This window comes from Gottfriedia acidiceleris (assembly GCF_002128425.1).
In the GTDB taxonomy this organism is placed as follows: Bacteria; Bacillota; Bacilli; order Bacillales; family Bacillaceae_G; genus Gottfriedia; species Gottfriedia acidiceleris.
This window is the reverse complement of the sequence record NZ_NESS01000012.1, coordinates 72,085-90,386: the sequence shown is the minus strand read 5'-3', so window position 1 is coordinate 90,386 and position 18,302 is coordinate 72,085. Positions and strand designations below refer to the sequence as shown.

General features: G+C 32.6%; 18 protein-coding genes, 1 pseudogene and 1 riboswitch. Of the genes and pseudogenes, 4 read left to right on the top strand and 15 right to left on the bottom strand.

Annotated elements, in window-relative coordinates:
- Nucleotides 1-39: 39 nt before the first annotated feature.
- The 4 genes and pseudogenes from B6K90_RS18400 to B6K90_RS18385 form a co-directional block, all read right to left on the bottom strand.
- Nucleotides 40-273 carry a hypothetical protein gene (locus B6K90_RS18400; RefSeq protein WP_088014223.1) on the bottom strand — a complete coding sequence of 78 codons (234 nt, stop codon included), beginning with the start codon at nt 271-273 and terminating at the stop codon, nt 40-42.
- Between the two features lie 41 nt (nt 274-314).
- Nucleotides 315-454, bottom strand: a riboswitch (cyclic di-AMP (ydaO/yuaA leader).
- A 287-nt stretch (nt 455-741) separates the two neighbouring features.
- A pseudogene (locus tag B6K90_RS24245) lies at nt 742-878 on the bottom strand (VOC family protein); the annotation flags it as partial.
- A gap of 9 nt (nt 879-887) precedes the next feature.
- The gene (locus tag B6K90_RS18390; protein WP_088014222.1) at nt 888-1,466 is read right to left on the bottom strand and encodes a TMEM175 family protein; all 579 of its coding nucleotides are present in this window, start codon (nt 1,464-1,466) and stop codon (nt 888-890) included.
- 98 nt (nt 1,467-1,564) lie between these two features.
- The gene (locus B6K90_RS18385) at nt 1,565-2,050 is read right to left on the bottom strand and encodes a DinB family protein (RefSeq protein WP_235821844.1); all 486 of its coding nucleotides are present in this window, start codon (nt 2,048-2,050) and stop codon (nt 1,565-1,567) included.
- Nucleotides 2,051-2,444: 394 nt separating this feature from the next.
- On the opposite strand from B6K90_RS18385, the gene mprF reads away from it, so the two are divergent.
- The 3 genes from mprF (at nt 2,445) to B6K90_RS18370 (ending at nt 6,070) form a co-directional block, all read left to right on the top strand.
- Complete coding sequence (gene mprF, locus B6K90_RS18380; RefSeq protein WP_088014220.1) at nt 2,445-4,967, top strand: bifunctional lysylphosphatidylglycerol flippase/synthetase MprF; 2,523 nt, start codon at nt 2,445-2,447, stop codon at nt 4,965-4,967.
- Between the two features lie 205 nt (nt 4,968-5,172).
- A complete protein-coding gene (locus tag B6K90_RS18375; RefSeq protein WP_088014219.1) occupies nt 5,173-5,619 on the top strand; it encodes a MarR family winged helix-turn-helix transcriptional regulator in 447 nt (148 codons plus the stop codon).
- 31 nt (nt 5,620-5,650) lie between these two features.
- Nucleotides 5,651-6,070, top strand: coding sequence for an organic hydroperoxide resistance protein (locus B6K90_RS18370; RefSeq protein ID WP_088014218.1), 420 nt, complete (start codon nt 5,651-5,653; stop codon nt 6,068-6,070).
- Between the two features lie 51 nt (nt 6,071-6,121).
- Here B6K90_RS18370 and B6K90_RS18365 read toward each other — a convergent pair whose 3' ends face one another.
- From B6K90_RS18365 to B6K90_RS18345, 5 genes are read right to left on the bottom strand one after another with little or no spacing between them, the layout of a single operon-like run.
- Complete coding sequence (locus B6K90_RS18365) at nt 6,122-6,901, bottom strand: ABC transporter permease (protein ID WP_088014217.1); 780 nt, start codon at nt 6,899-6,901, stop codon at nt 6,122-6,124.
- Nucleotides 6,902-6,913: 12 nt separating this feature from the next.
- A complete protein-coding gene (locus tag B6K90_RS18360; protein ID WP_088014216.1) occupies nt 6,914-7,636 on the bottom strand; it encodes a phosphate ABC transporter ATP-binding protein in 723 nt (240 codons plus the stop codon).
- 60 nt (nt 7,637-7,696) lie between these two features.
- On the bottom strand, nt 7,697-8,497 hold the full coding sequence (locus B6K90_RS18355) for an ABC transporter ATP-binding protein (RefSeq protein WP_088014215.1): 801 nt from the start codon (nt 8,495-8,497) through the stop codon (nt 7,697-7,699).
- A 4-nt stretch (nt 8,498-8,501) separates the two neighbouring features.
- Entirely contained in the window at nt 8,502-9,554 is a 1,053-nt protein-coding gene (locus B6K90_RS18350; RefSeq protein WP_088014214.1) for a FecCD family ABC transporter permease, read from the bottom strand.
- Nucleotides 9,551-10,552 (bottom strand): FecCD family ABC transporter permease, encoded by a 1,002-nt coding sequence (locus tag B6K90_RS18345; protein ID WP_088014213.1) that lies wholly within the window; start codon nt 10,550-10,552, stop codon nt 9,551-9,553. The genes B6K90_RS18350 and B6K90_RS18345 overlap by 4 nt, the downstream gene beginning before the upstream one ends.
- A 169-nt stretch (nt 10,553-10,721) precedes the next feature.
- On the opposite strand from B6K90_RS18345, the gene B6K90_RS18340 reads away from it, so the two are divergent.
- A complete protein-coding gene (locus tag B6K90_RS18340) occupies nt 10,722-11,681 on the top strand; it encodes an ABC transporter substrate-binding protein (protein WP_088014212.1) in 960 nt (319 codons plus the stop codon).
- A 112-nt stretch (nt 11,682-11,793) separates the two neighbouring features.
- Here the strand turns inward: B6K90_RS18340 and B6K90_RS18335 are convergent, their stop codons facing one another.
- From B6K90_RS18335 to B6K90_RS18310, 6 genes are all read right to left on the bottom strand, one after another.
- The gene (locus B6K90_RS18335) at nt 11,794-12,333 is read right to left on the bottom strand and encodes a GNAT family N-acetyltransferase (protein ID WP_088014211.1); all 540 of its coding nucleotides are present in this window, start codon (nt 12,331-12,333) and stop codon (nt 11,794-11,796) included.
- Between the two features lie 231 nt (nt 12,334-12,564).
- The gene (locus B6K90_RS18330) at nt 12,565-13,266 is read right to left on the bottom strand and encodes a response regulator (protein ID WP_088014210.1); all 702 of its coding nucleotides are present in this window, start codon (nt 13,264-13,266) and stop codon (nt 12,565-12,567) included.
- Nucleotides 13,232-14,866: an ATP-binding protein gene (locus B6K90_RS18325; protein WP_170927389.1), complete on the bottom strand. Its 1,635-nt coding sequence runs from the start codon at nt 14,864-14,866 to the stop codon at nt 13,232-13,234. The genes B6K90_RS18330 and B6K90_RS18325 overlap by 35 nt, the downstream gene beginning before the upstream one ends.
- A gap of 68 nt (nt 14,867-14,934) precedes the next feature.
- A complete protein-coding gene (locus B6K90_RS18320) occupies nt 14,935-16,440 on the bottom strand; it encodes a tripartite tricarboxylate transporter permease (protein WP_407920541.1) in 1,506 nt (501 codons plus the stop codon).
- 39 nt (nt 16,441-16,479) lie between these two features.
- Nucleotides 16,480-16,932, bottom strand: a complete 453-nt coding sequence (locus tag B6K90_RS18315; RefSeq protein ID WP_088014208.1) for a tripartite tricarboxylate transporter TctB family protein — start codon at nt 16,930-16,932, stop codon at nt 16,480-16,482.
- Nucleotides 16,933-16,995: 63 nt separating this feature from the next.
- Entirely contained in the window at nt 16,996-18,015 is a 1,020-nt protein-coding gene (locus B6K90_RS18310; RefSeq protein WP_407920540.1) for a Bug family tripartite tricarboxylate transporter substrate binding protein, read from the bottom strand.
- Between the last annotated feature and the right edge of the window lie 287 nt (nt 18,016-18,302).

Sequence of the window (18,302 nt, the reverse complement as noted above, 5' to 3'; positions counted from 1 at the left end):
TTTTGAATTATATTAATTTCAATCTTTTGGAAATACTAATCAATCTATTCTTACAACTTTACCTGATTTTCTCTCTCTAACGATTCTTTTCCTATTCCCTGACTTTACTCGTCTATATTTTCCATTTTCATCATCCATACGAGAATCTTTACGAGTCATATATACTGCTATTAATATAGTTAAAATAAGAAACCCGCCAAACATATACATTTCTAGCACTTCATAACCCCCACTTACTACTTCTTTTATCAAAATTGAATGCAAAAAAGACACTGGGAAAATCTCCAGTGCCTTAATAAGACATCATTTTGGAAACCTTCTCCCTACACGCCTACGAGGTTAGCTGTCGGATTCGGACCTAAAAAGTAGCCCTACCTAAAAAGGATTCACCCCAAAGTACAATTGTACAAAAATTGGTTCCCCCGCTTCAAAATTGAAATGTCCCTTTTTAATAGAAGAAACACCCAACTAAAACTCAGCGATCTATGGTCATTTAATTTTATGTATATTACTTAAATTACAATTCAACTACTAAATTGTAAACTATTTTACTTCTTAAAGAAACTAATATGTCTTTTGTTTAAATATACTGGGCCATTAATTCAGCTATTAAACCAATTTTTCAAAACATTTCATAGTTGATTTTTGAAGAAATAATGTTATTGCTTGTTAATCTAAACAGCCCATTCGTCAAAGAAAAAAGGATTGCCGCAGCAACCCATTCTTAAATTCAAACGCCCGTTATTTCTCCCAAAGCTCAACTAATCTACCTTCAGGATCTATAATCCAAGCAAACTTACCATATTCACTAATCTCTTTTTCCTTTGCTTAGGTACACCGACCTGTTCAAGATGCTTAATCATCTCGTCTACTTTGTTACATAGTGTTTACTTACTTTGCATAACTCTCTCGATTCGACGATCCGGTAATAACCACATAATTGCAACGATTACATAAATTATTTGAGCGAACCATGGCCATAATAAAGACGTGCAAACTGCAGTTAAATAACAAACCACCGAAACTTTTCCTTTCCAATCATTACCTACAGCCTGTTTTAACTTTGAATTCTTTCCCTCTTTTTGAATAATTATACCTTGTAATATGAAGTAAGCTATTGCGGCCAATAAGAGTACTACACCATAAAGCATTGTAGGATATGGCTTATAATGGTTTTCTCCCATCCAACCAGAAGCAAAAGGAATTAATGATAACCAGAAAAGCAAATGAAGATTTGCCCACATGATTGATCCTGTCACCTTTTGTATTGTGTGTATCATATGATGATGGTTGTTCCAGTAAATGCCAACATAAATAAAACTAAGTAAATAACTAAGAAAAGTTGGGAAAAGTTGCAATAGGTCGTGTATATTGGGACTATGAGGAATCTTAATTTCTAGGACCATAATTGTAATAATTATTGCAAGTACACCGTCACTAAAAGCTTCCAAGCGATTTTTATTCATTGTTCACTCCCAATTATTATTTATCTTTTTGTTTTATAGTTTTTCTATCTAGTAAAATTTCTTATTTATCTTAAAAAAACAGTCATATCTAGGAACTGTCACTTAACAAGCCTTTGTTCTAACTCACGTTTTTGACGCAAGTGATGACGAAAATGCATATAAACCAAATCATACCATTCCCTTGCATTCAGCCAGCCGAACCCTCCATGCTGGACTTTATAATTTGGATTTATATGATCCACTTTCGATTCCCATTGGCTCAATCTTAGAATTACTTGATCCATTCTGCTGATAAGCTCGTCCTTGCTATCTGAATTATTAGGTGGACTATTTAGTTCATCCGGTAATTTAATTTTTATTGGTGGAAAGCCCCCGATCTTATATAAACGCTCACCAAATTCCGTTTTCCCATGAGGTTGTTCAACATTTAACGTAGCACATGCTTCCATATTATCTAGATATTCATGGGCACAAATGATTAAATGGTCATACATTTGTCCAATAGACCAAACCGCCTCTTCACATTTATACCTTAGCTTTTCCAAAGAGTAATTTTGAAGCTCGTTTTTGTATGTATTAATCAAATCAAGTTTGCTCAGGTTAGATTCCCCCTTGTAAAATTTTACATTTTTTGTCTATGTAACTAATCATTCAATATTTGATGAAAAATACCTTTCTCTCCAACATACCATTTACCTCAATTAATAAACCGACTATGTAGTTGCTAGGAACGAATGGTGATTGACTTCTATGAAATAGAGTACTTTTAGTGTGAATTCATAACATATTTTCGATGAAACTAAATCGTAAAATCGTCCTGAAAATTAAAATATAATTAACTTTTTATCTCCAAAATAATAAGTTATTAAATTTTCTAAGACGTGTTAATATTCTTCTTGTTAAATAGTGGAATAATATGGAATACTAAAGCTAATAACTATTATTTTATTTGTTTAATATTAACTTCAGGAGTGTCTTATGAATAAGATTCGGATTAGTAAAGTCGGTTTATTTAAACTATTTTTCATTTCAATATTACTTGTTACATTTATATTTGTTGGAAAAAACGTACTTTTAAACTTCGACTTTAAAATGTTCTTTAACTATATGGAGTCTCTTACATTAATACAATACTTTTTAATTTTTGCTTTAGGTATTTTAGCCGTATCTCCCATGTTTTTATATGACTTTGTACTTGTAAGACTATTAAAATTAGATTTCAGTTTTCGAAAAATATTAATGGTAGCTTGGCTTGCGAATACTTCTTCAAACCTAATTGGTCTTGGTGGTGTGGCAGGTACCACCATTCGAACTCTGTTTTATCGAAAAAATCGCTCAGGACCAGAAATAGTTAAAGCAGTTAGTAGTGTAACGATATTCCTACTTTCTGGATTATCTATACTGAGCTTAGTTTTGTTTACTGGAATATTTGATTTATCATTTTTAAATGAATATAAGTATTTATATATCGCTATTATCATTGCAATATGTTATTTCCCGGTAATGTTTTTAGTCGTTTATTTAAAACGTAATTTTTTCTCGGAGAATTTTTCCGCAAAATATATGCTATCATTGGTTGTCATTTCCTTATGTGAATGGTCTTTTATTTTATTATTTATTTACTTCATTTGTTTATTTTTACATATCGACATTTCAATCATAGAGGTATTACCTGTTTTTTTAGTGGCCTCTGTTGCAGCACTTTTAAGTATGATTCCAGGAGGTCTTGGATCTTTTGATTTTATTTTCCTACTAGGTTTTACATATTTTGGAATCGATAAGGAAACGACACTTCTTGTTTTATTGATTTATCGTTTCAGTTATTTCTTTTTCCCGTTTGCTTGCGGTATTATTTTAGCTCTTAAATTATTATGGAATAAATTAAATCAATCATTTAATAATATTCCAAATCAAATTTCCACTTTTTTGGGGCATAAACTTTTAACGATTTTAATATTTTTATCTGGCGTTATTCTATTAGTTTCTGCTGCTGTGCCAAGTATGCTTTTAAGAATTAGTCTTTTAAATTTAATTTTACCTTCGACAATTATTAATATTTCACATTTAATTTCGGTCACTGCAGGCTTTACATTGTTAGGACTCTCTCGTGGAATTGATTATAAAGTTAAAAGGGCATGGTATATTACATTATTCATGCTGATTGTTGGGGCAATTACAACGTATTCAAAAGGATTAGATTATGAAGAAGCTCTTTTTGTATTAGCAGTTGCTTTTATATTATTTATTTCAAAAAAACAATTTTATAGAGAAAGCTTCGTTTTAACTTGGGGTAAGCTCATTGTTGATAATTTTATTTTATTTTTCTTTTTAGGCAGTTATTTACTTATTGCTTATATCAATCTACCTCAAACAAATGTGAAAATACCTGCTAAATATTTACCTTATATACTTGTGAATTCGAGGGATATCGTTATTAGTGCAGTTCTTGGTTTTGTGGCTGCTTTACTATTTTTTTATATCGCATTTTTTAAAGTTAAAAGAAAAGAATTCGATTTTATTAATACTAAAGCTGAAGAAGAAAAAATAAAAGAACATTTTAATAAATATGGTGGTACAGAACTTTCACATTTGGTTTTTTTACATGATAAATATTTATTCTGGGCTCAGGATGAGACAGTATTATTTATTTTTCAGCCATATGCAGACAAATTAGTTATTTTAGGTGATCCGGTTGGAGATAAATCTCGCTTATATCCTGCCATTGAGGAATTATTAAACTATGCTGATCAATTTGGGTATACACTCGTCTTCTACCAAGTAAACTCAAATTCACTTTCCTATTTACATGAAAACGGATTTGATTTCTTTAAACTTGGTGAAGAAGGATTTACTGATATTTCAACATTCACTTTATCAGGAAAACGTAATAAAGGAATTCGTGCACTTTACAATAAATTTGAACGCGAAGAATTTAGTTTTGAAATTATTGAACCACCTTTTTCGAATGAATTCTTTACGGAATTAAAGGAATTATCACAAGAGTGGCTGAAAGGGCGAAAGGAAAAAGGTTTTTCACTTGGTTATTTTGATGAAGATTACATCAAACTTGCACCTGTAGCTATTATTAAAAACAATGAAAATAAAATGATTGCATTTGCATCCATTATGCCAAACTATAACGAACATACAATTTCAATTGATTTAATGCGTCATAAAGTTGACGCACCAAAAGGAATTATGGATTTTATGTTTGTTAACTTAATTGAATGGTTCAAGTCTAGAAATTTTATTTATTTTAATGTCGGTATGACACCTTTAGCAAACGTTGGCCTGTCTAAGTATTCATTTACAAGTGAAAAAATTGCAGCACAAATTTATCAATATGGTCAATTTTTATATCACTTTCAAGGTTTAAGAAGCTTTAAAGAAAAATATGTTAATTCTTGGACACCTAAGTTTTTGGCATATCATAAAAAAACATCCTTACCAATTACAATGCTACAAATAACTTCATTAATTTCTAGGTCTAGGAAAAATTAAATTTACAGCCAGTTAATGTATTGAACATTAACTGGCTTTTTTATTGTGAATAAGCTGATTTCCACTTCAAACCTACTCAATTAATAATCAAAATTAAAAAATTGGTAAAAAATAATAGTTATTATTGCTTGCAAAACTATTTCTCATCAATTATGATTGTGTCATATTAAATTGTGCACAACTAATATATAAGGATGTTGATCGAATGAATAAAGAAAATCAGCTTTTGCTTGAAAATCAATTATGCTTTTCAATTTATGCATGTTCACGAGAAATTACTAAATTATATCGTCCTATCTTAGATGAGATTGGTATTACTTATCCGCAATATCTTGCATTGCTTTCACTTTGGGAAAAAGACCAACAAACTGTTAAAGAACTAGGGGAGACTCTTTTTTTAGACTCAGGTACTCTTACACCAATGCTAAAACGAATGGAAACTGCGGGACTAATTTTACGTAAACGTAATTCAAGTGACGAGAGAAAAGTATTTATTACACTAACTGAAGAAGGTACTAAATTAAAAGAAAAAGCTCTCTGTATACCTGAGAAATTTTTCAAGGAAAGTAATACTACTCAAGAAGAATTTTTAACTTTATTAAATCAAACAAAAGCATTATTAAAGAAAGTTCAATCTGCAAATGAAAATTAAAAATAGATAGTTTATTTAAGGAGAGATTGTAATGGAAAAATTATATACTGCTACAGCAACTGCAACAGGTGGACGTGACGGAAGAGTTATTTCATCAGATGATTTTATTAATTTATCACTTAAACCACCAGTGGAATTAGGCGGACCTGGAGGAGCAACAAATCCTGAACAACTTTTTGCCGCTGGCTATTCAGCTTGCTTTGACAGTGCATTAAATTTAGTAGCTCGCCAGCAAAAAATTAAACTAGAATCTACATCAGTAACTGCAAACATAACAATCGGTAAAGACCCTACTGATGGAGGATTCAAATTAGCTGCTCAACTTGATGTTAAAGTACAAGGTGTTCCAACAGAAGTAGCCGTAGAACTAGTAAAAGCAGCCCACGGCGTATGCCCATATTCAAAAGCAACTAAAGGTAACATGGAAGTACAATTACGAGTAATCGGATAATAGATAAAGGGAGAAGGAAAAGTTTTTACTTACCCCCTTCTCCCAATTTACTTATCCCTGTTCTATTATCGTTTCATATTTCAATGAGTCGTCTTTTGTGAAGAATTTTCTATAGGATAGAAGTGTTGAGGAGAATACACTAATAGCAATTGCACCAATTAAAATACATTCAATTAGCAATTGATATTTAATCGCATATAAAGGACTTATGCCAGCAAAGATCATTCCTGTCATGGAGCCTGGTAAAGTGACAATTCCTACAGTTTTAGCTCGATCAATTGATGGAATTAAGGCTGCTTTAATTGAATTTTTTATGACATTATTTGAGGCTTGTTTAGTTGTTGCACCTAAGCACAGTGCAGCTTCAATTTGATTTTTACTTGCTTGAATTTCAGCTCTAAGTCTCGTTAATGCTAAACTATTTGCATTCATTGATGTGCTAATAATCATACTTGAAATTGGAATAACATATTGAGCTTTCAATGCAATTTTGTTTGCTATCAACACGACTCCTAAAGAAATCATGACACCAAGAAGAATACTAATAAAAGATATAAAAAATGCTCCTTCAATTTGTTGTGACCTTTTACTCGAAGTATGAGCACCGAATAATATCATACAAAATAAAATAATGATAACAATTAAAAAATGCTCAATTTGCAGTATGTATTCAAGTACATAACCCATTATCATTAATTGGATGACTGTCCTTACTGAAGAAATGCCAATGTCTTTTTCAACACCGAGCTTTTGATAATAGGATAATGCGATAGCAATAATAATTAATAAAAATGTCAGAGATACCCCTGTAATATGCAAATTACCTTCCATAATTTCACCTCTTTAAGCAATTGTAGAAAGAAAATTTTTCCCTAATTCTGTGCTTGGATTATTAAAAAATTCATTAACTGGACTCACTTCTACTAATTGCCCATCAATAAGCAACCCTACCCGATCAGCAATTTGTTGAACTAGATCCATATTATGTGTGACAAGAATAATCGTCATATTTTCTTCTTTTTTTAAAGTTACTAGAAGCTCCTGAATATGTAGTGTGGATTGTGGATCCAATGCTGAAGTAATTTCATCACATAATAAAATAGTTGGTTTCATGGCTATTGCTCTAGCGATTGATACTCTTTGCTGCTGACCAATAGAAAGTGTTAATGCGCTACGATCAAGTAATTTCGTCTCTAATCCTACTTTTTCTAATAAAGATCTCTCGACTGTTTTGGAATCCGTCATATCATAATTACCGTTTAATTTGACTCCAAACAAAATATTATCCTCCACTGTCCCTTCAAATAATGATGGAGTTTGTAGAATCATTACAGCACTTTTTCTTAAATTTTGAGGAGTCATTTTGTGTATTGATTGTCCATTTAACTTAATTTCCCCCTTATTAATTGACTGTAATCGATTTAATGTCCGAAGCAATGTCGATTTTCCTGATCCTGAAGTACCAATTATGCAAAAAATTTCACTTTTTTTAGTTTGAAAAGTAATGTTTTTAAGGATCGAACTGCCATGAATATCTACACTTATATTGTTAATTGATAACGTCATATTATCTCACCTCTTACTAAATGAAAGGTGCCCTATCGAAGGACACCTTTTTAAAATTAATTAAATTATTTTTCTTCCTCGGCCATGAGGTATGCAAAGTGGCGTTCCGAATAATGGATCCTTCACAATATCGCAGTTCATACAGAAAACATCACAGATTAAGTTCTGATTAATGATTTTTTCTGGGTCTCCTTCTGCGTAAACTTCACCATTTGAAATCGCAACAACGTTATGTGCATAACGACATGCCAGATTTATATCATGTAGTACCATAACAATTGTACGCTGTTCTTTTTCATTTAATTCGTAAAGTAAGTCTAAAATCTCGATTTGATGTGTTAAATCCAAATATGTTGTTGGTTCATCTAATAAAATTGTATCTGTGTCTTGAGCCAATGTCATTGCAATCCAAGCACGTTGACGTTGCCCGCCAGATAAAGAATCGACTAATTGATCCTTTAATTCATACATATTTGTAATTTTTAAGGCATGATTTACTTTTTCTTCATCTTCTTTTGACCATTGTTTTAACCAAGTTTGATATGGGTATCTTCCTTGTTTTACTAATTGAAATACTGTTAAACCTTCAGGTGCAACAGGACTTTGAGGCAGGATTGAAAGGTTACGTGCAATTTCCTTTGTAGGTCGCTTACTTATTTCTTTTCCATCTAGTAAGATTGTTCCACTTTTTGGTTGAAGTAATCTTGCAAGTGAACGAAGTAATGTTGATTTTCCGCACCCATTTGCTCCAATTAAAACTGTAATTTTTCCTTTTGGAACTTGAAAATTTAATTCGTTTATAATTGTACGATCATCATACGATAACGTTAATTTTTCTGTTTCAATTGCGCTCGTTGACATCTTATCACCTTTTTCCAGTCTTAAATAATAAATAGATAAAATATGGTGCACCAATTACGGCAGTAAATACACCAGCAGGTATTTGAATAGGACTAAAAACCGTTCTTCCAATTGTATCAGCCACTAATACCATGATCGCACCGATTATTCCAGATAACGGAATCAATGCACCGTAAGAAGCACCAACTAATCTCCGAGCAATATGAGGTGCAATTAGTCCAACAAATGCGATTGCACCTGCAAATGAAACTGCACCAGCTACTAATGCTGTACTTATAAATAACAAGATTAGTCGATTTTTTTCTACTTGAACTCCTAAACTTGTTGAAACGTCATCTCCAAGTTGTTGCGTATTAATATGTCTAATAAACGATAAAGCTAACACGATAAAAACTACAGTCCAGACTGTAATGATTTTAACCTGCTCCCAGTTCGCTCCATATACGCTCCCCGTTAACCACATATTCGCTTCAGTTGCTCTAAAAATCGGTCCGATGATCATAAAGAATGAAGTTGTTGCCTGAGCCAATGCCGAGAAACCTACTCCAACTAATACTAATCTTAGCGGTCTTAATTCACCATCTTTATAAGCAAAAGCATAAACAAATAGTAAACTAATGATGGCACCGATAAATGCTGCTAACGGTAACCATTTAATACTGACTGTTAATTGATTCGTACGGTCATTACTAAAAATAGCTAAAAATAATACAACAGCAGCTCCTGCTCCACCTGTAATCCCTAGTATATCTGGAGAAGCAAGTGGATTTCTAACTAAACCTTGTAGAATTGCTCCGGCGATCGCTAATGAAATGCCCGCAAAAATTGCAACGATGATCCGAGGCATTCGAAATGCTTGAATAAATAATTCATCTATTTTTTCACCTTCACCTAAAATAACAGATAATACTTTTGGGATTGAGATGTAACGGTCACCTAGTGTTAAACTCACAATAAATGAACTGATCAGTAAGAGAAGTGCAATTGTTAAAACGTAAAATGAACGTTTATTAAATAGTAATGAAAAGTACTTGTTTCGTAATTTGATCATGCTCATTTTACTGTACCGCCTTTTCTTGCCAAATAAATAAAAAATGGAGCACCAATAATTGCGGTCATAATACCAACTGGAGTTTCTTCTGGCATTAATATGTAACGAGATCCTACATCAGCTAATAGAAGTAAAATTGCCCCGAAAATACCGCAAAATGGAATCATCCAGCGATAATCATTTTTAACGAACATTCTAACTATTTGAGGGACAATTATTCCAACTAATCCAATTGGTCCTGCTATACTTACTGCACCACCTGCTAGAATGATTACTAAAACGACTAATGTGACTTTTAATAAAGCTGTATTTTGACCTAAAGCTTTAGATACATCCTCCCCTAGCATGAATGTGTTAATCTTTCCACCAAGTGCAAGTGCAATCACCCAAGCTATTACGATATATGGTAGTACCATATGTAAAGAATCAAGTGAACGACCTTGAACTGAACCTGCTAGCCAAAATAGTACTTGCTCTAATGCTACTTCATTTGTTACAAGTAGGCCTTGAGTAATTGAGCTAAACATCGCTGCAATTGAAACACCAGCTAAAGTGATTTTTAAAGGTGTTGCTCCGTCTTTTCCTATTGAACTTAACCCAAATACAAATACCGCTGATAATGTAGCGCCTATAAATGAAAGCCATATAGTCGCATTAGGCGACTGTAAATGGAAAAATGTAATACTTAGTACAATTAACATCGAAGCACCTGCGTTAATTCCAAGAACGCTTGGTGATGCTAAAGGATTTTTAGTTAAAACTTGCATAAACAAACCAGCGATGGCTAAACTTGCACCTACTATTGAAGCAATGATCGCCCTTGGAATCCGAACATTTTGAATGATTAAATGTTCATTAGATCCATTAAATTGTGTAAATGAATGAATTAAACTTGTAAAACTAGTATCCGTATACCCTAGTAAAATGCTAGAAAAAAAACAAATTACTAATAATAACATACAAGCTATTAATACCATAATTCTTGATCTTGGATGAATAAGCATTTTATTTCTCCTACTATTCTATTCTCTTCTTTCAGTCTAAATGATATGAATTATCAAGTCAATGAGAATGATTTTCAATTTCTTGTTGACTTCTAATTAAATCTTAATCTATAATACTACTTGTCGAGAGAAATGATAATCATTATCAACTAAAAAGGGAGACCATTCTATGAAAAAACTAAAATTTTCTTCTATAATTGCTCTATTCATTGCAGCAATTATGGTATTAGGTGCTTGTGGCACTAAAAAATCAGATGAAGCTTCTGGTAAAGAAAGTAAAAAAGCAAATACAATTACGATTGAGCACGCAATGGGGACGACAAAAGTTCCTACTAATCCAAAAAGAGTTGTTATTTTAACAAATGAAGGTACTGAAGCTTTATTAGCATTAGGTGTGAAACCAGTAGGGGCTGTTCAATCTTGGACAGGAAATCCTTGGTATGACCATATTGCTAAAGATATGGATGGCGTTGAAGTTGTAGGTTTGGAAAGTGAAGTTAACCTTGAGAAAATCGCTGGTTTAAAACCAGATTTAATCATTGGTAATAAAATGCGTCAAGAAAAAGTGTATGAGCAATTAAGTGCAATTGCACCAACAGTTTTCGCTGAAACATTACGCGGTGACTGGCAAGAGAATTTCAAATTTTATGCAAAAGTTTTAAACAAAGAAGAACAAGGCAATAAAGTATTAGCTGATTATTCAAAACGTGTTGATGATCTAAAAGCTGAACTAGGCGATAAAGTAAATCAAAAAATTTCCATGGTCCGTTTTATGGGCGCTGATGTGCGAATCTATCACCAAGATACATTCTCTGGTGTAATTCTTAAACAATTAGGATTCCAACGTCCAGAGGAACAAAATGCTCCTGATTTTGCAGAAAGAGGCGTAACAAAAGAACGTATTCCAGCAATGGATGGAGATTACCTATTCTACTTTACATTTGATGACGGTAAAGAGTCTGGATCTAAGCTTGAAAAAGAATTTACAGAGGATCCATTATTCAAAAAATTAAATGCTTCTAAAAATGGACATGTAATGAAAGTAAGTGACACAATTTGGAACACTGCGGGTGGAATCAAAGCTGCTTACTTAATGTTAGATGACGTTGAAAAGACTTTTATTAAATAATAAATAATAAAAAGGTTTACCTTTATTGTCAGATGACAATTTAGGTAAACCTTTTTGTTAATATCGGAAGTAAGGAAAACTTTATAAGAATTACCTTACCTACACTACCTGCTTATCCCGCTTTCCCTGCATCTTCAGCCTTACCTGCACTTAGCGTAAGCATCATATGCTCTTGGTCCCAATATTCATTGTTAAATTTTAAACTATTAGGGGTTTTTGCGAATGTTTTGAATCCTAGTTTTTCATATAGTTTTTTTGCTGTTTCATTTCCTTCTACGATATTTAATGTAAGTTGTTCAAGTCCTAAACTTTTTGCTAAGTGGATTGCCTCTTCGATTAAAAGATAGCCTGCCCCCATTTTCCGAGCTCTAGTAGAAACATAGACAGACTCGATTTTCCCTTTATGTTCTGCTTTAACCTTTTCAAATGTTTTTAAAGTTGCTACTCCAATTAACTCACCTTTGTCAGTAAATGCACCGATTGTATAATTTTTATCTTTATCTAATATTTCTGCTTTGTATTCAATAGGGTCATCTTGATCAAGTATTTCATCCATAGTCGTACTAAAAACTTCAGGATTCTCTTTTAAACCTTCTAAACGAATATTAAGATAGATTTCGGCATCTTCTTTAGTTAATAAACGAATTTTCATAACTATCCCTCCGTAATTGTTGCAAAGTATATTTTATAGAACAAATGTAAGGTTTTCAACGCTTTCACAAACGATACTCTAGTAAACTGATAATGTCACAAACTTGTAAAAAACATAAGAAAACGCTTGTATACCAAGCGTTTAGATCGTTCTCTTATTATTAATTTTCTCAATTCCTGTTACAGAAATGTTAGGTTTGTCATAGTCTTTAGGTAAACTTTACTAAATAACTTAGCTTTTTATCAAATAAACTCTTTCTGGCCTTCCGATTGTTCCGTACGCTAAATCAGCTGAAACTTTTCCTTCAGATACTAGATATTCTAAATATCTCCGGGCAGTAGTGCGGCTAACACCAATTTCGAGCCCAATATTCTCCGCAGTCATTCCGTTATGAACTTCGTTTATCGCAAATAATACTTTATCTAAAGTAAGCTTATCAATTCCTTTAGGGTATATACTTTGCTCTTCAATCACTGAATTATTTTTTCCGATTAAACCATCTATTTCTTCCTGGGTTAGATAAGCACTTTTTGATTGTAGGCTTTTCACTTTATTTGAATAATTTGCATAACGGATTAGAGACCTTTTAAAACGATCAAAAATGACAGGCTTAATAATAAAATCAAATACTCCATAATGTAAAGCCTTATTAACTGAATCGATTTCTTTGGATGCTGTAATCATAATAACATCTGCCAAAATTGAATGTTTCTTCATCCATTGTAAAAAATCTAAACCATTCATATCCGGAAAATAAACATCTAGTAATACTAGCTGCGGTTTTAGAATTTCAATCAAATCAACTGCTTCTTGGTAATTTGTCGCAATACCAATTACACTAAACCCTTCTATTCTTTCAATAAATCGCTGATGAATTTCTGCAATTCTACTATCATCTTCAACTATTAACACTTCTATAAAATTCTTTTTCATCGTATCTGTTACTCTCCTTTTGGCGTTTCGGAATGGCAACAATAAATGTAGTTCCCCCATGTTCGTTTGAATGAAAAGTAATTTGTCCGTTTAATTTATGGAGTAATCTTTGAACTAGGTGAAGTCCGATTCCTGAGTTTTTAGATTGCTCCTTAGAAGTAACACCGTATTCAAAAATCTCATCTATTAATTCTTCAGGGATTCCGTTTGCATTATCCTCAATTTCAATTACTAAATCTTCACCTAAGTCAGTAAGAAATAGTGAAACAAACATTTCCGATTTATTTGTTTCTAATACTGCATCGAACGCGTTATTTAATAGATTTCCGATAATTGTTATTAAGTCTTCCCGATTTATTTCTTTTGGGACATCTGCAAAACTACTATTATAATCAATGTTAAAGTCTACTTTTAACTCATTAGCTAAACTTATTTTACCTAATAGAAGTCCTGCAACGACTGGGTCCGAAATTTCCTCCATTATAAAATGGATAATATTTTGAGTTATATTTGATTCCGTTGAAATTAATTCAATCGCTTCTTGGTATGATTCAAGCTGTATTAAACCTAAAATTGTATGCAATTTATTCGAGTATTCATGCGCCTGTGCTCTAAGGCCTTCCGAATATGCTTTTATTTGTGATAGTTCATTTAACAATTTATTCAATTCCGATTTTTCCCTGAAGGTTGTTACTGCTCCGACAATTTTAGAGTTCACACCAATAATTGGTATACAATTAATAATCATTACTTTTTCATTTATTAAAAACTCTAAATCATAAATTGGCTTACCAGTTTCAACTACTTTCTTCAGATGCGAATTATGCAATATGTCTTCTATTTTTAAACCCCTAAGCTTTATATTGTTAGGAATAGAAAGTACTTTATGAGCATTTTCATTTACTACTGTAATCTCTCCATATTCATCAATCGCAATAATCCCCTCGTGAATGGATTCTAAAATTGCGTGTTTTTCTTTGTACATCCTTCCAATTTCTTTCGGCTCCAATCCGAATATGGATTTTTTAATATTAAATGAAATTAAAAAAGCTGCTCCAATTCCAAGTAACAAAATGACAATACTATTTTTTAATAGTTTTTTACTAAACGCTTTTGCCTCGTGATCGATATCCTTTATTAAGTAGCCTACAGAAACAACTCCAATTACTTTGCCATTATCATCAAAAATAGGAGTTTTTCCTCTTAGAGAAGGGCCGAGTGTACCAGTTGATTCTGATACAATTTCCTGCCCTTTAAATACTTTATCATTATCTCCACCGACCATTTTCCGGCCAATTAAGAACGGATTTGGGTGTGAATAACGTACTTCATTTTTATTCCCTACTACGATAAATTCTGCACCAACTTTTTTCCGGATTTTTTCAACGATTGGTTGAATAATACTCGAAGGATTTTCATTAGAAAATGCTTCACGAACTTCTGGCATATTCGCCACTGTTTGAGAAATAGCTAAAGCCTTTAATCCCTTTTCATGTTTAAGATTTTTTAGAAACATTTCTTGAGATACTATTTCAAAAACACTACTTATAACTAAAATGAGAACAGAAATAAAGATGATCAACTTATAATGTAAACGCATAAAATTTCCCCTTATATTTTTATAATAATCAAAAAACTCCTTTTATAAAAGGAGTTTTGTTAGAATTTTTAAGCTTCTACATTAATAACTACTTCTTTACCTCTCAATTTAATAATAATTGGAATGAGGATCCAAAGTACACCAATTATTAAAAATACTAATGAAATAGGATGAGTAAAGAAAATACTATATTCACCATTTGATACAGTTAAAGCTCTTCTTAAATTATTCTCAATCATTGGACCTAAAACGATTCCTAATACTAATGGAGCGATTGGGAAATCATTTTTTGAAAGGAAATATCCGAAAATACCACATGCTATTAATAGAAGTAAATCATTTACAGATACTTGTACGGCATAAACACCAAAGATTGAAATGGCTACAATTAGTGGTAATAAGTATTTCTTTGGTGTTTGAATAATCTTTGCAAATATTTTTACTAAAGGCATGTTTAAGATAATAAGCATTACATTACCTATAAACATACTTGCGATTAATCCCCATGCTACGTCAGGATGTTCATCGAATAATAGTGGCCCTGGCTGTATATTATACATCATCAAAGCACCCATTAAGATTGCAGTTGTTCCTGAACTTGGAATACCTAAAGTTAGTAAAGGAATCATCGCTCCTCCTGACGCTGCATTGTTTGCTGACTCAGGAGATGCAACACCGGCAATTGTACCTGTTCCGAACTTTTCTGGCGTTTTACTAATTTTCTTTTCTAATATATATGCAAAAAACGAAGCTAAAATAGCACCTGCTCCAGGTAATAAACCTACGAAGAATCCTAATATTGAGCCCCTAGCGATTGGTGCTGCACTTTCCTTTAATTCTTCTTTAGATGGTAATAAGTTATTAATCTTTGCCATCTCGCCATCTTCTATTTCATTTTCAATAATTGTTTTAAATACTTCCCCTAGAGCAAATAGTCCTACTGCTATTGTTAAAAATTCTAACCCTTGGTAAAGCCATGGAATGTCATATGTAAATCGAGAAACTCCTGATACGGAATCAATTCCAATTGTAGCCAGTAGTAAACCGAAGATCGTCATAATTAATGCTTTTGTTACGGACTTTCCTGCAAGTCCACTTACAGCACATAATCCAAGAAGCATTAAAGAAAAATATTCAGCTGGACCGAACTTAATGGCTAATGCTGATAATGGTTTTGCTAATACGATCAGTGCAATAAGAGTGAAAATTCCTGCTACAAATGAACCAATCGCAGCAATTGATAAAGCACTTCCTGCTCTACCTTTTTTAGCCATTTGATAGCCATCTAAAGTCGTCACTACCGAGGAAGATTCTCCTGGAGTATTTAATAAAATTGATGTAGTAGAACCACCATACATAGCACCATAATATACACCAGCTAATAAAATAATTGCACTGCCCGCTGCTTGCTCAGGTCCTAAAAAACCAGTTACCGAAGCAGTAACAGGTATTAATAAAGCGACGCCACTCATTGGCCCAATACCAGGTAATACCCCTACTGCTGTACCAATTAATACTCCGGCAAAAGCAAACAATAAGTTATACCATGTAAATGCAGTTTCAAATCCCTGCATTAAATATTGAAAAGTACTCAAGTTAATAACTCTCCCTTCTTAAAACCAAATTGACCAAACAGGTAAAGTACCTTTTAAAACATCGACAAATATAAAATAAATAATGAGTGAATAACCTAATGAAATCGATAGTGATTTTATCCAGTTTCCACGCTCCATTGTTTGAATCGAAACAATCAGGAATAAAAACGAACTAATAATAAAACCGATTTTCTCAAGTAAAAGTGCATAAAGAATAGCAGAAGCTAGGATGATAAAAAATTGCTTATAATTATATTGAACTGCTTCCTTTTCTTTTCCCTTATAAGAAAATGTTTCGTAAAATAACCTACAGCTTAATAGGGACAGCGCACAACCAAGTATAAATGGAAAAACGTTCGGGCCAACTACACTTCCATAAGCAGTGCCTGCTATACTCCGGCTTTCTATAATAAAAGTAATACCTGTAATAAGAAAAATGATAGCTGCTAATCGATCAAATTTTTTATTCATGTATCTCACCTCTTTATGTTCAGTAATGGAAAAGAGGGAGTGTTTCCCCCTTCTTTATTTCAACTATTTATTCATACCTAATGCTTTTAATAAATCTTGAACTTGTGTTTCTTGTTCTGATAAGAACGAATCAAATTCTTTACCATCTTTATATTCTGGCTGCCAGCCTTGCTTTTCCACTTCTTCTTTCCATTCATTTGTCTCAACTAATTTTGAAATTGTTTTTTCCCAATATGAGTATGCATCCTTAGACATTTTCTCTGGTCCAAAAACCCCACGCCAAATGATAAACTCAGCATCTATTCCTTGCTCTTTCGCTGTTGGAAACTCAGATAATACATCTCCTTGTAAACGTTCAGGTGATGTTACAGCTAAAACTTTAACTTTACCTGATTTAACAAACTCAAGTGTACTAGAGACATCAGTCGAAATGACATCTGCATTATTACCTAATAGTGCTGTTATTGCCTCAGAACCACCATCATAGGAAACATACTTAATTTTCGTAGGATCAATACCGTATTTATAAGCTGGTAATATTCCAATTAAATGATCCATTGACCCTGGTGCAGATCCGCCAGCTAAAGTAATATTCTTTGGATTTTTTTTAATGTCATCTAAAAGTGACTTTAAATCTTTATATTTAGAATCAGTCTTTACAACAATTGCACCATAATCCTTTGTAAGTTGTGCTAACGGTGTACTATTTTTATAGCCGTAAGGGCTATTCCCCTCTTTCTTCAAATTGTTAATAATGATTGGTGGTGAATTTACAAATAATTTTTCATTATTAGCTTTATCTTGTGTGGCATACTCGGCCATAAATACTGTACCGCCACCACCCGGCTTATTTTCTACTGTCATTGGTTCTTTAACAAGTTTTGTTTCACTTAATACTTTCGTAAAAGATCTTGCCGTTAAATCCCATCCTCCACCTGCTCCTGATGGTGCTACAACCGAAATTGCCTTATTAGGATAAGATGAGTTATTGCTTCCCGTTGTTTCACTACTACTTTTACATGCTGCGAGACTTACAGCAATTAAAGAAGTCATTACGAATAAACTAGTCTTTTTAAATTTCACTTTTAGTTCCTCCCCTTTTTGGAAACGCTTTCTAATACAAGTATTATAGTTTAATAATTCTGAAAAAAGTTTTTATGAACGTTAAAGACGTAAAGTCCATTAAAACCATTTTGTTCATAAAAACCACGATAAAGAAAACTCGCCGATTGGTGAGCTTTAAGAGAAGACAGATGCGTAGTTTCACTTATGCTTAATTCCTAAAATTTGCAACTACTCGAGCCCCATTCATCGCTACAAATTTATACTCTTTTAATGTACGAAAAAACCTCGTCTTTTGATAAGGTTTT